We start from the raw sequence: 12,676 nt of genomic DNA on the forward strand, positions 1-12,676 counted from the left end.
GTGTAAGACACTCCGGCCCGTTCAACTTCGGATCATTCACCAGATTCGCCAACACCCGCTCGCGCAACGCTGCGGGTTCACTGGCCAACAACCCCTGCAACACATGCAACGGCGTCTCCGGATCGAGCCACGCTTCCTGCCCCGCCGCATCCAGAATCAACGGCCGCCGCTGACTCGCCGCCGGTTGCGTAATCACGGCCGTGCTCAACCACACCTGCTCCTGCACCGGATACGCCTCCCAGATCGCCGCGAAAAACAGCGTCGAGCCCTCACCCGGCGTCAGCCAGTAAGGCCGCTTGCGCGTCGTGCCGCGCCATTCGTAAAAACCGTTGGCCGGCAGCAGGCAGCGGCGTTCGCGCAGGGCCTGACGGAACATCGGTTGCTCGGCCACGGTTTCGGCCCGGGCATGGGCCGGCGTACGGGACAGATCGGTCAGCCACGGCGGCGTCAAACCCCAACGGGCGCGGGCCAACTCGCGCTGGCCGTCGGCGCCGGCACGCTGCATCAACACCGAATCATTGGGAGAAATATTCCACTGGGCCTGCTGATCGGCGGGGAAGCCGGGCAGGGCCGCGAAGGCGGGGTTCCAGCGAAACAGGGCATAACGTCCACACATGGGGCAACACGACTCTTGATAAAACGAACGTCAGCCTAACAGACCAGCGTGCCGGGAAAGCTTTCCGGTTCATCGCCAGGTAGCGGCAGCGCGGCATTGTACGCAGTGATCAGTTCACGGGCGTATTCGGCCTGGTCGTTATCCACCGACAAGCCCAGCAGGCCGAAGATCGGCAATTCGCCGGTGCCGCCGAGCAAATCGCGGCCGACCAGATGCGCCTCGACGCCCTCGCTGGCCAGCATGCTTTGCAGCAACTCGCCTTCCATCAGGTTTTCCGGTTCGTAGATTCGCTGCATGGATGCCCCCCTCACTCGTTCTCGCTGAACACTTCGAGATGCCATTCCTCACCGTGAACCTGCAACACAAACTTAATCGGCCGACAACACACCTGACAATCTTCAATATAGGTTTGATCTCCACCAGAAAGATCCACCGATGTCTCGACCTCTTCACCGCAATACGGGCATTCATACTCTACAGATTCCAGCATCGCGGTCTCCCAGGTGACTTGTGCGTATAATCGCCGGTCTATTTGCAGGGCTATTTTTGTCTGGCTGACTTTTCAGACCGTGCCCCGTTGGTTTTCGATCAAAACCTTTACTTACCCTAGCCGTTTCTAACAAGAGAGCATGATGGGCGAATTCGATGCCATCCGACCTTACGACGACAGCGAAGTCCCAGCGGTGCTGGCACGCTTGCTCGGCGACAAGGCGTTTCTAGATATCCTCACCCACTTCCGCTTCCCGCGTTTTGCCGGTGCCTTCGGCTGGATGCTCAAACCTCTTATAGCTCATCGGCTGCGCCGTGAGTTCGCCGGCATCGATTCGGTGGCCACGCTGCAGGACAAAGTCGAGTATTACGTCGACCACACCATCGAGCGTGCCACGGACGGTGTCACTTACACCGGCGTCGAGCAATTCAAGTCCGGCAGCGCCTACCTGTTCATCGCCAACCACCGCGACATCGTGATGGACCCGGCCTTCGTCAACTATGCCGTGTACCACGCTGGCCTGCCGACGCCGCGCATCGCGATTGGCGACAACCTGCTGCAAAAGCCGTTTGTCAGCGACCTGATGCGCCTGAACAAGAGCTTCATCGTGCACCGTTCGATCACCGGTCGCCGCGAAAAAATGGCGGCTTATCAGCTGTTGTCGGCGTACATCAACCACTCGATCCGCAACGATTGCGCTTCGATCTGGATCGCTCAGGCCGAAGGCCGGGCCAAGGACGGCGACGACCGTACCGAGTCGGCGATCCTCAAGATGTTCCACATGAGCCGCAAGGACGAGCCATTCGGCGAAGTCATCCGCTCGCTGAACGTCACCCCGGTGTCGATCAGCTACGAGTACGACCCGTGCGACCAGGCCAAGGCCCGCGAGCTTTATATCCGCGCCACCACCGGCACCTACACCAAAGTGCCGGGCGAGGACGACGTCAGCATCGCCAAGGGCATTACCGGCTACAAGGGCCGCGTCCATGTGAACTTCGCCGCGCCGATTACCGAGCTGTTCGAAGACACCAAGCAACTGGCGATCGAAATGGACAAGCAGATCCTCGGCGGCTACCGCTTGTTCCCGGTGCACTACCTGGCTTATGCGCAGTGGAAGGACGCCGACCCGCAGTTGCAGGTGCCAAGCGCCACCGAAGTGTTTGCTGCCGACGAACTGGCGAAGGCTCAGGAACAATGGCAGCAGCGTCTTGATGCCTGCCCGGAAGAACATCGTCCGTTTCTGGTACTGCAATACGCCACGCCGGTACGCAATCAGTACCGCGTGAAAGCGGGATTGCCGCTGTAGGATTTTTTGCCAGCTACGACAACGGCGCCTTCGGGCGCCGTTTTTGTTTCCACGCTGAAGGTGTCAGACCCGCGTACTGATCCACGACACCAGCAGCGCCAACCCCAGGCAGGCAAAACCGAAGCGATAGAAAAACCGATTCATGCGCAAGGTCGCCCCATCCAGCAGCATCATCGGCTCATCGATGCGACGGCTCTGGCTCTGCGCTTCAAGGTTGGCCAACGCGCGCTGTTCACGACGACGCGTCGCGTGCAGCAGCCAACTGCCCGGGAAGGCCAGCAGCAGGGCGAGCAGGTTGATCAATTTGGCGGGATGGGCGGTAAACAGCGTCATCAAATGCAGCGACATCACGAACCTCGGACAAAACAGGTGTGGCGGACGCCAGATCGACGACCGCGGCGCGGATTCTACCGAAAGCACTCTGCCCCACGCTTGGCTTTACGACAAGTAACGAACCATTTGGCAGATTCCTGTCCTGCGTCACGGCTTCGTCATCTGAATGCGCCAGTCTCTCGCCCCACCGAAACCGACATGGAAACCGTCATGCTGCACGCTGAAAACCAGGATCGCCTCTATCTCATTGCCCAAAGCGACGAACAACAAGCCTTGGTCGGCAGCCTTGCCTTCAACGTTCAGGATCGCCACTGGCTGGTGTATTGCGCGCTCGGCGGGCATCAACATGCGGATCTGCCGGAGACGGACCTGCTGACGGGCGTGAGTGTGCTGGAGTTTTATTCGCAGGCTGCCTGACACCGCAGCCCCCTTGTAGGAGCCAGCTTGCTCGCGATTGCGGATTGTCATTCGAAACAGGTGTTGAATGTGATTACGTCATCGCGAGCAAGCTGGCTCCTACAGGGGGGCGAGTTGAATTTGATAAATCAGCACGCACAAAAAAGCCCGAGGCCATCACTGGCGCCGGGCTTTTTGATTTCAGCGAAAATTTATTCGCCGAGAATCTGACCCACGGTCGGGTCCTTGAACAGACGCGTCAACGCATCGCTCAACACATCACTGACCAGCTTGGTGTTGGTTTCCTGATTCGGTGCCATGCCGAAACGCTGATCCAGGGAGGCCCCATAACGGCCGCTGTAACGACGGTTGGCGTTCTGCACATCAGAGCGGAAGGTCGCGCCAATGGTCGCTTCAGTCACGTACATGCCTTCTTTGGGCGACTGATACTTCAACTCGGCCAGGGTCACGGTCAGTTGCGGTGCATTCATGCCATTGGACACCGGGGTGAAGCCCAGCAAACGCACGGCGGCTTCGGCCTGGGCCTGCAGCTTCGGCAGAATCTGCGCGCCCTGCACGGTGATTGCGCTCGTCTCAGGGTACAAGCCACCACGGGTGCCCAGGGTTGGCGACGGACGACCGTCGACCACTCGAACCACGACTTGTTGGCCATGGCCGACCGGGGCCAGCTGAGTCGTCAGCTTCGGTTCCGGGTTCAGTTGTTGCGGGCTGTGGGCGCAGCCAACCAGCGTCAAACTGGTCACAGTGATCAAACCGAACAACAGGCGTTGCAACATGCTCTTCTCTCCAGAATCAGGCACAAACAGGCCGGCAGTATAGCGGTGCGCCATCGTCGCTAACTAGCACCTCGCAATGAATACTGAAATGTCTGACACCCCCCTGGTAAGCCGGTTCCTGTCACGCATCTGTCATCCCCCATACACTTTCGCGTCACGGCACTGCGGGACACTTCACCGAAGCCACCCCACAAGGTACTTCGCCATGCGTTATCTCATTTCGCTGTTTGCGCCACGCCCGCTGCACCGCAGCTTCGCCCTGCTCGACCGCAACGGCCATTGCCAGGCGTTCAAGCAGTGCAGCCTCCAGCCGATGGGCGATGGCTGGGTCGAAATCGAAGAAATCCGCCTCAACTGGCTACACCATCCCCTGCCCGCCAGTGCCCGTGTCAACCAGCGCCAACCCCGTGCTCGCACTCAACAACTGCTGGCGACCTGACCAGACGCCTAATAAAAGTCATTAAACACGTCCATTTCCCTGCGTTTCTTAGATACAATCTCCCCCCGATTATAAGGACGTCTCCTGATCGGGCCTCGCAGCATCGTCAATGCTTCGGTATTGGCACCCCGCACCGCCCACAGAGAGCCGCCCACACAGATCGAGTGAAGCTGGCGCGCTTGCTGTTCCTTGAGCAAAACCCCCACTTTTCGCGAATCTGCAGAGCTGTCATTACGCTCGGTCACTGAGCTGTTTGCCCGTTTTGCCTGTCATGCATCCCATGACGGCAATCCATCCGGGCACGGTGCCAGGCTGGGGCAGCCCTTTTTTGAGGTTCACGTCTTCAAAAGAGCGTGAAAAAAACGGGTTTTCACAACTTCACAAGAGTGTGGCGAGCAAATGAATAGTTTTGCGTCTGAATATGCACCATTAGCGTCTGGAACAGCCCAACGACACAGGACCGAGTATTCCTCGAACACCGGAGCCTGAAGCCTGTCCGCTACGGATTTGGTTGCACAAACGGATGTCTCGACCATAAGTCGAATTGCCAGTCGCGCGTTGAAATGAGTTCATGGACCTCATTGACCCGGCCGGTAGCGTCCGTCGAAGTTGCGATAAATTGCGAAGATTCGGACATGGCGACACTGCCATGGGTACCTGGGGCATCACTGACACGCCCCGAACGCCTGGCAGCCATGCCGACAATTTGGTGCTGCAGATTTTGGAGACGCGTTAAATGGCGCATAACGAAGCAGTCGACGTAGTACTGGTTGGGGCCGGCATCATGAGTGCCACCCTCGCTGTACTGCTCAAAGAGCTCGACCCCGCGATCAAGCTGGAAGTCGTCGAGCTGATGGATTCCGGTGCCGCGGAGAGTTCGAACCCGTGGAACAACGCCGGTACCGGTCACGCCGGGCTGTGTGAGCTCAATTACACGCCGCAGGCCGCCGACGGCACCGTCGACATCAAGAAAGCCGTGCACATCAACACTCAGTTTGAAGTGTCGAAGCAGTTCTGGTCCTACCTGACCAAAAAAGGCACCTTCGGCTCGTGCAAGACCTTCATCAGCCCGGTGCCACACCTGAGCTTCGTACAGGGCGATGGTGGCGTGTCCTTCCTCAAGGAACGCTTCAACGTGCTGAGCAGGCACCACGCCTTCTCCGACATGGAATACACCGAAGACAAGGCGAAAATGGCCGACTGGATGCCATTGATGATGCCTGGTCGTCCGGCTGACGAAGTCGTTGCCGCGACCCGTGTGATGAACGGCACCGACGTCAATTTCGGCGCGCTGACCAACCAATTGCTCAAGCACCTGACCAGCGCACCCGATGCCCAGGTCAAATACTGCAAGCGCGTCACCGGCCTGAAGCGTAACGGCAGCGGCTGGACCGTCAGCATCAAGGACGTCAACAGCGGCAACTCCCGTGAAGTCGACGCCAAGTTCGTGTTCCTCGGCGCGGGCGGCGCGGCATTGCCGTTGCTGCAGGCCTCGGGCATCGAAGAAAGCAAAGGCTTCGGCGGCTTCCCGATCAGCGGCCAGTGGCTGCGTTGCGACAACCCGGAGGTGGTCAAACACCACCAGGCCAAGGTGTATAGCCAGGCTGCGGTGGGTTCGCCCCCGATGTCGGTGCCGCACCTGGACACCCGCGTGGTCGATGGCAAGAAGTCCCTGCTGTTCGGACCTTACGCCGGTTTCACCACCAAGTTCCTCAAGCACGGCTCCTTCATGGACCTGCCGATGTCGGTTCGCGCCGGCAACATCGGCCCGATGCTGGCCGTGGCAAAAAACAACATGGACCTGACCAAGTACCTGGTCAGCGAAGTGATGCAGTCGATGGAGCAACGTCTGGATTCCCTGCGCCGCTTCTACCCTGAAGCGAAAGCCGAAGACTGGCGCCTGGAAGTGGCCGGCCAACGGGTGCAGATCATCAAGAAAGACCCGAAAAAAGGCGGCGTTCTGCAGTTCGGCACCGAACTGGTCGCGGCCAAGGACGGTTCCCTTGCTGCCCTGCTCGGTGCTTCGCCAGGCGCTTCGGTGACCGTTTCGATCATGCTGGAGCTGATCGAAAAATGCTTCCCGGCCAAAGCGTCCGGCGAGTGGGCGGCCAAACTGGCGGAAATCTTCCCGGCCCGTGAAAAGGTCCTGGAAACCGATGCTGCGCTGTATCGCAAGATCAACACGCAGAACAACATCGCGCTGGAACTGGTTGAAGAAAGCAGCGAGACCCCAAGCTTCGCTTGATCGTCGCGCATAAAAAACGCCCCGTTCTCTCTGAGAGCGGGGCGTTTTTTTATGGGCGTTGAAACGGATGATCCGGGATATTGAGGGCTAGTACCGGCCTCATCGCGAGCAAGCTCGCGCCAACATTTGATGGGTGTACACCGCTCCACTGTGGGAGCGAGCTTGCTCGCGATAGGGCCAGCACAAACACCACCGATTCAGGACAGCAGTTTAACCGCGGGCCTTGGCAATCAGCTCGATGTACTCGGCTGCGTTGCGCTGATCCTTGATCACCGCGACAAAGTCATTACCGTGCTCGTCCTTGCCGTCCAGATCAAAACCGGCTTCAACAAAGAACGTCAGAAAACGCTCGAAGTCGTCAATGCGCAGGCCGCGGTAAGCCTTGATCAGTTTGTGCAGGGACGGCGAAGTGGCGTCGACCGGTTCGAAATCGAGAAACAACTTGATCTGCTCGTCGCCGATCTCGTCACCAATCACTTGTTTCTTATCTTTACGCATTGCCGACTCCAGCTCGCAGACATTTCACGGGGCGGGCAGTTTACCCCTCACTGGCCGCCGGGCTCAACGCGGACGAACCGCCCCGGTGTGCAGATCGGCCCAAACATGACCGTTGGCGTAGCTGAGGAACTGGCAATACACCGTGTCGTTGCGCAGCAAATCGATCACTACGCGGTACTGCGCCATCGGATAAAACAGCGTCAGGGTTTTGCTTTTTTCGTCGTAGATCGGCTTTTTCAGGCTTTTGCTTTCGCCATCGAAGTTGACCAGCACCTGATTGATGGTCGCGCCCTTGTTCAAGGATTTGCCCTTGAGGCGGATCAGCAATGGAGACGTCACCGGGATCGGTTGTTGGGTGGACTGGCGCTGACTGCCGACCACCACCGAATATTCGGTGACCTGCAGCAGTTGTTGCTGCTCAGGTACGGCATCACGCAGGGTCAGGTCGTCCGGTGGCAGGAACTGCGCATGCATCGGCGCCGGTGCGGCGGCCAGCGGCAGGCTGAGCGTCAGCAACAGGGCGGCGCAGCTGCGGATCAAAAGGCTCATGACGGGCTCCCAGGGTGAAGCCGAGCACTCTAGCACGAGGATCAACCGCGCGAATTCGCGATATGGGTCAATACTTCGCAGTACCCAGCTGGCCATACTGGAAGAGCTTTCAGCCGTCTAAAACGGCGCACCGTCTACCGTGGAGTGCTCATGTCGTTCTCCGTTCCCCCGTTGTTCGCTGCCTGGCGTCAGACCTGGCACGCCGGCTACACCCTCAGACGCTTGCGCGGTGACATCAGTGCCGGGGTGACGGTAGGGATCATCGCCATCCCATTGGCCATGGCCCTGGCGATTGCCGTAGGTGTACCGCCCCAGCAAGGGTTGTATACGGTACTGATCGCCGCCCCCCTGATCGCCCTGACTGGCGGTTCGCGTTTCAATGTCAGTGGGCCGACTGCCGCGTTCGTGGTCATCCTGCTGCCCATCACCCAACAATATGGCCTGGGCGGCCTGCTGCTCTGCACCATGCTTGCCGGGGTCATCCTCATTGCCCTGGGGCTGATTCGGGCCGGGCGGCTGATTCAGTACATTCCGTATCCGGTCACCCTGGGCTTTACTGCCGGGATCGGCATTGTCATTGCCACCCTGCAATTGAAGGATTTGCTGGGCCTGGACACCGCCGGTCAGGCACAACACTACATCGAGCAGCTGGGCGTACTGATTCTCGCGTTGCCCAGCGCTCGGCTGGGGGACGGGATCATCGGCATCGCCTGCCTGGCCGTGCTGATTGTCTGGCCACGGTGGGTGCCGAGGATTCCGGGGCATTTGGTGGCGCTGACCATCGGCGCGCTCCTGGGGTTGGTGCTGGAACACGGCGGGTTGGAGGTGGCGACCTTGGGTGAGCGTTTCAGCTACATGGTCGAGGGCGTCAGCCATCCCGGCATTCCGCCGTTCCTGCCAAGCTTCGATTGGCCGTGGAATCTACCCGGTCCCGACGGCCAGCCGCTGCACCTGTCCTACGACTTGATCCGTCAATTAATGGCGCCGGCGTTCGCCATTGCCATGCTCGGCGCCATCGAATCCTTGTTGTGTGCCGTGGTGGCGGATGGCATGACCGGCAGCAAACACGACCCCAACGCAGAACTGCTGGGCCAAGGCCTGGGCAACCTGATCGCACCGTTGTTTGGCGGCATTACCGCCACGGCGGCCATTGCCCGTAGTGCCACCAATGTGCGCAGCGGAGCCTTTTCGCCATTGGCCGCCATCATTCACAGCGCGGTGGTGCTGATGGCAATACTCGTTCTCGCGCCGCTTTTCAGCTACCTGCCGATGGCTGCGCTGGCCGCATTGCTGGTCATGGTGGCGTGGAACATGAGCGAAGCCCGGCACGTGCTGCATACCTTGCGCATCGCGCCCCGCAGCGATGTGCTGGTCTTGCTGACCTGCCTGAGCCTGACGGTGTTGTTCGACATGGTGATGGCCGTCGGCGTCGGCCTGTTGCTGGCCGCCGGGTTATTTATCAAGCGCATGAGCGATCTGACGGACACCGCCGAACTGCCACGCGCCTACCATCAAGCCTTGCAGGACATGCCGGCGCATGTTCGTTGCTATGCGATACGCGGGCCGCTGTTCTTCGGCGCGGCCGAAAAAGCCCTGGGGGTGCTGCGCAAATTCAGTCCGGAGGTCAAAGTGGTGATCGTCGAGATGAGCGCCGTGCCCATGCTGGACATGACGGCGCTGGCCGCCTTCGACAATATCCTCAGGGATTACCGCACGGACGGCATTGGCCTGATTCTGGTGGCGACCACCCCACGGGTGCGCCTGAAGCTCAGACGCGCGGGTATCCATCGGGAGCAGCGTAAGTTGGCCTACGTGAACAACCTGGAACAGGCTCGTCGCAAAAGCGAACGCTGGCTGGCCGGGGGAAATTGAGCGCGCTTCAGGCGAACTGCGCGCGCATCCACGTCTGATATTCAGCCACACCAGGCTCGCCTTCGCGCGGCGCCCAGTGAGCAAGCTCTCCTTCACCGACGGGGCGATAAGGGCCGGCCTTGCACTCGAACATCAGGCTGTCGGCTTCCAGCACCACCAAACCATGAAACACACCGGCTGGCAGGTCCACGCCCACACAGTCGCCACCGGCCTGCAGGACGTGCTTGCTCACCACCACGCCGGACTCGTCGAAGATCAACACACCAAGCCGCCCTTTGAGGACCAGCAAGGTTTCAGCCTTGTTGTCCCCCAGATGCCGATGAGGCGGGATATACGTGGACGGCTGCAACCCCACCGCCATGCGATGGCAAGCGTCTTCCATCTGATGGAAGTTGTGGTGCTGGCGTCCACGCGGGTTGGCCGCAGACTTCTCGGCCAACTCAGCGAACAGGGCTTGATCAAGAAAGCTCGGCGCGGCCATGTGCTTACATTCCTTTAACGGCAAAAATCCCGTTGGCGTTACGCCAGTAGCCTTTGTAGTCCATGCCGTAACCGAAGATGTAACGGTCGATGCAAGGCAGGCCGACGAAATCGGCTTTCAGGTCCGGGCGAGCCTTGCGGTCGTGGTCCTTGTCGATCAGCACTGCGGTGTGCACTTTGCGCGCGCCGGCGTGTTTGCAGAAGTCGATGATCGCGCCCAGGGTGTGACCTTCGTCGAGGATGTCGTCGATGATCAGCACGTCACGGTCGATGAACGATACTTCCGGCTTGGCTTTCCAGAACAGGTCGCCGCCGCTGGTTTCGTTGCGATAACGGGTGGCATGCAGGTAGGACGCTTCCAGCGGGAATTGCAGATGGGTGAGCAGCTTGCCGGCGAAAATCAGGCCGCCGTTCATCACACAGAACACCACCGGGTTAGTGTCAGCCAGCTGTTCGTTGATGTGTGCACCGACGCGGGCGATGGCCGCCTCGACTTCAGCTTCGGTGTACAGGCAGTCAGCCTCTCGCATGATTTGACGGATATGCTCGAGATCAGCGGACATGGCGCTCTCCAAGGGGGTTTGAGGGGGAGGGACGGTTCAGGAAAAGCGGGCAAAGGTACGCATCCCGCACGGCCAGATCAAGCGTTTGTGGACTAACGTACTCTATGTCTATAGGACAACACCCTCGGATAGATTAATCTAGGCCGGTTTTTTTGCCCGCCGCCGGAGCCTTTCCCATGCCCATCCTCGAGATCCGCCATCCGCTGATCCGCCACAAACTCGGCCTGATGCGCCGCGCAGACATCAGCACCAAGAATTTCCGTGAGCTCGCTCAGGAAGTCGGCGCCCTTTTGACCTATGAAGCCACCAAAGACCTGCCGCTGGAGTCTTACGACATTGAAGGCTGGTGCGGCACCGTGTCGGTCGAGAAAATCGCCGGCAAGAAGATTACCGTGGTGCCGATCCTGCGCGCCGGTATCGGCATGCTCGAAGGCGTGCTGAGCCTGATCCCGGGCGCCAAAGTCAGCGCCGTGGGCGTGGCCCGCAACGAACAGACGCTGCAAGCCCACACTTATCTGGAAAAACTGGTTCCGGAAATCAACGAACGCCTGGCAATGATCATCGACCCGATGCTCGCCACCGGCAGCTCCATGGTCGCCACCATCGACCTGCTGAAAAAGGCCGGTTGCCGCGACATCCGCGCGATGGTGCTGGTCGCCGCGCCGGAAGGCATCGCCGCTGTGGAGAAGGCTCACCCGGACGTGACCATCTACACCGCGTCCATTGACGAGAAACTCAACGAACACGGTTACATCATCCCAGGCCTGGGCGATGCCGGTGACAAGATCTTCGGCACCAAGCAGAAGGACGCTTGAGCATGCAGCAAGAGTTCAACGATCCGCTCTGGCGCACGGTGCTGTCGGGTGCGCAGATGCTGTTCGTGGCGTTCGGCGCGCTGGTGTTGATGCCACTGATTACCGGCCTCGACCCGAACGTGGCGCTGTTCACGGCGGGCCTGGGGACGATTCTGTTTCAGATCGTCACCGGGCGTCAGGTGCCGGTGTTCCTGGCGTCGAGCTTCGCCTTTATCACCCCGATCATTCTCGCCAAGGGCCAGTTCGGTCTTGCGGCGACCATGGGCGGCGTGATGGCGGCGGGCTTCGTCTACACCTTCCTCGGCCTCGCCGTGAAGATCAAAGGCACCGGTTTCATCGACCGTTTGCTGCCACCGGTGGTGATTGGCCCGGTGATCATCTCCATCGGCCTGGCCATGGCGCCGATCGCCGCCAACATGGCGATGGGCAAGGCTGGCGACGGTAGCGAGCTGATTCACTACCAGACGGCCATGCTGATCTCGATGCCAGCCCTGCTGACCACCCTGATCGTCGCGGTGTTCGGCAAAGGCATTTTCCGCCTGGTACCGATCATCTCCGGCGTGCTGGTCGGTTTTGCGATGGCGTTCTATTTCGGCGTGGTGGATACCGCGAAAATTGCCGCGGCACCGTGGTTCGCGATCCCGAACTTCACCGCGCCGGAATTCAACTGGCAGGCGATTCTGTTCATCGTTCCGGTGGCATTGGCCCCGGCCATCGAGCACATCGGCGGCGTGATCGCCGTGGGCAGCGTGACCGGTCGCGACTACCTGAAGAAGCCTGGCCTGCACCGCACGCTGCTCGGCGACGGCATTGCCACCACCGCCGCCGGCCTGTTCGGCGGCCCGCCCAACACCACGTACGCCGAAGTGACGGGCGCGGTGATGCTGACCAAGAACTACAACCCGAAAATCATGACGTGGGCGGCGATCTTTGCCATCAGCCTGGCGTTCGTCGGCAAGTTCGGCGCGCTGCTGCAAAGCATTCCGGTGCCGGTGATGGGCGGGATTCTGTGCCTGTTGTTCGGTTCGATTGCGGCGGTGGGGATGAACACGCTGATTCGCCACAAGATCGACCTGGGCGAAGCGCGCAACCTGGTGATCGTTTCGGTGACGCTGGTGTTCGGGATTGGCGGCGTGCTGGTCGGCACCGGCACCGGTCCGGACGACTTCGGCCTCAAAGGCATCGCGCTGTGCGCGGTGGTGGCGATTGCGCTGAACCTGTTGCTGCCGGGCAATGACAGCTGGAAGCACAAGAAGGCGGATGAGCCGCTGATCTAG

Annotated in this window: 16 protein-coding genes; 7 read left to right on the forward strand and 9 right to left on the reverse strand. The window is 60.1% G+C overall.

Annotated features, from left to right (window positions below):
• The 3 genes from Q7W83_RS23345 to Q7W83_RS23355 form a co-directional block, all read right to left on the reverse strand.
• Positions 1 to 616, reverse strand: a 616-nt coding sequence (locus Q7W83_RS23345; protein WP_473657212.1) for an SOS response-associated peptidase, incomplete at its 3' end; no start/stop codon positions are given.
• A 35-nt stretch (positions 617 to 651) separates the two neighbouring features.
• Positions 652 to 912 carry a putative signal transducing protein gene (locus Q7W83_RS23350; protein ID WP_123435102.1) on the reverse strand — a complete coding sequence of 87 codons (261 nt, stop codon included), beginning with the start codon at positions 910 to 912 and terminating at the stop codon, positions 652 to 654.
• 11 nt (positions 913 to 923) lie between these two features.
• Positions 924 to 1,106, reverse strand: coding sequence for a CPXCG motif-containing cysteine-rich protein (locus tag Q7W83_RS23355; protein ID WP_150633101.1), 183 nt, complete (start codon positions 1,104 to 1,106; stop codon positions 924 to 926).
• Between the two features lie 142 nt (positions 1,107 to 1,248).
• On the opposite strand from Q7W83_RS23355, the gene Q7W83_RS23360 reads away from it, so the two are divergent.
• Positions 1,249 to 2,412 carry a 1-acyl-sn-glycerol-3-phosphate acyltransferase gene (locus Q7W83_RS23360; protein WP_191623728.1) on the forward strand — a complete coding sequence of 388 codons (1,164 nt, stop codon included), beginning with the start codon at positions 1,249 to 1,251 and terminating at the stop codon, positions 2,410 to 2,412.
• Positions 2,413 to 2,475: 63 nt separating this feature from the next.
• Here Q7W83_RS23360 and Q7W83_RS23365 read toward each other — a convergent pair whose 3' ends face one another.
• Entirely contained in the window at positions 2,476 to 2,760 is a 285-nt protein-coding gene (locus Q7W83_RS23365; protein ID WP_150633099.1) for a hypothetical protein, read from the reverse strand.
• Positions 2,761 to 2,955: 195 nt separating this feature from the next.
• Between Q7W83_RS23365 and Q7W83_RS23370 the strand changes: the two genes are divergently transcribed.
• On the forward strand, positions 2,956 to 3,162 hold the full coding sequence (locus Q7W83_RS23370; protein WP_473657693.1) for a hypothetical protein: 207 nt from the start codon (positions 2,956 to 2,958) through the stop codon (positions 3,160 to 3,162).
• A 191-nt stretch (positions 3,163 to 3,353) separates the two neighbouring features.
• Here Q7W83_RS23370 and Q7W83_RS23375 read toward each other — a convergent pair whose 3' ends face one another.
• Positions 3,354 to 3,938 (reverse strand): YajG family lipoprotein, encoded by a 585-nt coding sequence (locus Q7W83_RS23375; protein WP_123410123.1) that lies wholly within the window; start codon positions 3,936 to 3,938, stop codon positions 3,354 to 3,356.
• 205 nt (positions 3,939 to 4,143) lie between these two features.
• Here Q7W83_RS23375 and Q7W83_RS23380 point away from each other — a divergent pair, with 205 nt between their 5' ends.
• Both Q7W83_RS23380 and mqo read left to right on the forward strand, forming a co-directional pair.
• The gene (locus tag Q7W83_RS23380) at positions 4,144 to 4,377 is read left to right on the forward strand and encodes a hypothetical protein (protein ID WP_150633097.1); all 234 of its coding nucleotides are present in this window, start codon (positions 4,144 to 4,146) and stop codon (positions 4,375 to 4,377) included.
• Positions 4,378 to 5,113: 736 nt separating this feature from the next.
• Positions 5,114 to 6,622: a malate dehydrogenase (quinone) gene (gene mqo / locus Q7W83_RS23385; RefSeq protein ID WP_150633096.1), complete on the forward strand. Its 1,509-nt coding sequence runs from the start codon at positions 5,114 to 5,116 to the stop codon at positions 6,620 to 6,622.
• Between the two features lie 210 nt (positions 6,623 to 6,832).
• On the opposite strand, the gene Q7W83_RS23390 is transcribed toward mqo, so the two are convergent.
• Both Q7W83_RS23390 and Q7W83_RS23395 read right to left on the reverse strand, forming a co-directional pair.
• Positions 6,833 to 7,120, reverse strand: coding sequence for a PA4642 family protein (locus Q7W83_RS23390; RefSeq protein ID WP_092278109.1), 288 nt, complete (start codon positions 7,118 to 7,120; stop codon positions 6,833 to 6,835).
• A 63-nt stretch (positions 7,121 to 7,183) separates the two neighbouring features.
• On the reverse strand, positions 7,184 to 7,669 hold the full coding sequence (locus tag Q7W83_RS23395) for a hypothetical protein (RefSeq protein WP_150633095.1): 486 nt from the start codon (positions 7,667 to 7,669) through the stop codon (positions 7,184 to 7,186).
• Positions 7,670 to 7,819: 150 nt separating this feature from the next.
• Between Q7W83_RS23395 and dauA the strand changes: the two genes are divergently transcribed.
• Positions 7,820 to 9,541 carry a C4-dicarboxylic acid transporter DauA gene (gene dauA, locus Q7W83_RS23400; RefSeq protein ID WP_150639815.1) on the forward strand — a complete coding sequence of 574 codons (1,722 nt, stop codon included), beginning with the start codon at positions 7,820 to 7,822 and terminating at the stop codon, positions 9,539 to 9,541.
• Between the two features lie 7 nt (positions 9,542 to 9,548).
• On the opposite strand, the gene Q7W83_RS23405 is transcribed toward dauA, so the two are convergent.
• Both Q7W83_RS23405 and Q7W83_RS23410 read right to left on the reverse strand, forming a co-directional pair.
• A complete protein-coding gene (locus Q7W83_RS23405; RefSeq protein ID WP_150639816.1) occupies positions 9,549 to 10,022 on the reverse strand; it encodes a WbuC family cupin fold metalloprotein in 474 nt (157 codons plus the stop codon).
• Between the two features lie 4 nt (positions 10,023 to 10,026).
• Positions 10,027 to 10,584, reverse strand: a complete 558-nt coding sequence (locus Q7W83_RS23410) for a hypoxanthine-guanine phosphoribosyltransferase (RefSeq protein WP_109634772.1) — start codon at positions 10,582 to 10,584, stop codon at positions 10,027 to 10,029.
• A gap of 176 nt (positions 10,585 to 10,760) precedes the next feature.
• Here Q7W83_RS23410 and upp point away from each other — a divergent pair, with 176 nt between their 5' ends.
• Together upp and Q7W83_RS23420 are read left to right on the forward strand one after the other, a co-directional pair.
• Positions 10,761 to 11,399 carry a uracil phosphoribosyltransferase gene (gene upp / locus Q7W83_RS23415; protein WP_008025893.1) on the forward strand — a complete coding sequence of 213 codons (639 nt, stop codon included), beginning with the start codon at positions 10,761 to 10,763 and terminating at the stop codon, positions 11,397 to 11,399.
• 2 nt (positions 11,400 to 11,401) lie between these two features.
• Positions 11,402 to 12,676, forward strand: coding sequence for a uracil-xanthine permease family protein (locus tag Q7W83_RS23420; RefSeq protein WP_150633092.1), 1,275 nt, complete (start codon positions 11,402 to 11,404; stop codon positions 12,674 to 12,676).

Source organism: Pseudomonas sp. 300, from assembly GCF_055803035.1.

Excerpts from the sequence above, each read along its gene's own strand:
- Q7W83_RS23350 (WP_123435102.1), bottom strand. The coding sequence starts at position 912 with ATGCAGCGAATCTACGAACCGGAAAACCTGATGGAAGGCGAGTTGCTG.
- Q7W83_RS23355 (WP_150633101.1), bottom strand. The coding sequence starts at position 1,106 with ATGCTGGAATCTGTAGAGTATGAATGCCCGTATTGCGGTGAAGAGGTC.
- Q7W83_RS23360 (WP_191623728.1), top strand. The coding sequence starts at position 1,249 with ATGGGCGAATTCGATGCCATCCGACCTTACGACGACAGCGAAGTCCCA.
- Q7W83_RS23365 (WP_150633099.1), bottom strand. The coding sequence starts at position 2,760 with ATGTCGCTGCATTTGATGACGCTGTTTACCGCCCATCCCGCCAAATTG.
- Q7W83_RS23370 (WP_473657693.1), top strand. The coding sequence starts at position 2,956 with ATGCTGCACGCTGAAAACCAGGATCGCCTCTATCTCATTGCCCAAAGC.
- Q7W83_RS23375 (WP_123410123.1), bottom strand. The coding sequence starts at position 3,938 with ATGTTGCAACGCCTGTTGTTCGGTTTGATCACTGTGACCAGTTTGACG.
- Q7W83_RS23380 (WP_150633097.1), top strand. The coding sequence starts at position 4,144 with ATGCGTTATCTCATTTCGCTGTTTGCGCCACGCCCGCTGCACCGCAGC.
- mqo (WP_150633096.1), top strand. The coding sequence starts at position 5,114 with ATGGCGCATAACGAAGCAGTCGACGTAGTACTGGTTGGGGCCGGCATC.
- Q7W83_RS23390 (WP_092278109.1), bottom strand. The coding sequence starts at position 7,120 with ATGCGTAAAGATAAGAAACAAGTGATTGGTGACGAGATCGGCGACGAG.
- Q7W83_RS23395 (WP_150633095.1), bottom strand. The coding sequence starts at position 7,669 with ATGAGCCTTTTGATCCGCAGCTGCGCCGCCCTGTTGCTGACGCTCAGC.
- dauA (WP_150639815.1), top strand. The coding sequence starts at position 7,820 with ATGTCGTTCTCCGTTCCCCCGTTGTTCGCTGCCTGGCGTCAGACCTGG.
- Q7W83_RS23405 (WP_150639816.1), bottom strand. The coding sequence starts at position 10,022 with ATGGCCGCGCCGAGCTTTCTTGATCAAGCCCTGTTCGCTGAGTTGGCC.
- Q7W83_RS23410 (WP_109634772.1), bottom strand. The coding sequence starts at position 10,584 with ATGTCCGCTGATCTCGAGCATATCCGTCAAATCATGCGAGAGGCTGAC.
- upp (WP_008025893.1), top strand. The coding sequence starts at position 10,761 with ATGCCCATCCTCGAGATCCGCCATCCGCTGATCCGCCACAAACTCGGC.
- Q7W83_RS23420 (WP_150633092.1), top strand. The coding sequence starts at position 11,402 with ATGCAGCAAGAGTTCAACGATCCGCTCTGGCGCACGGTGCTGTCGGGT.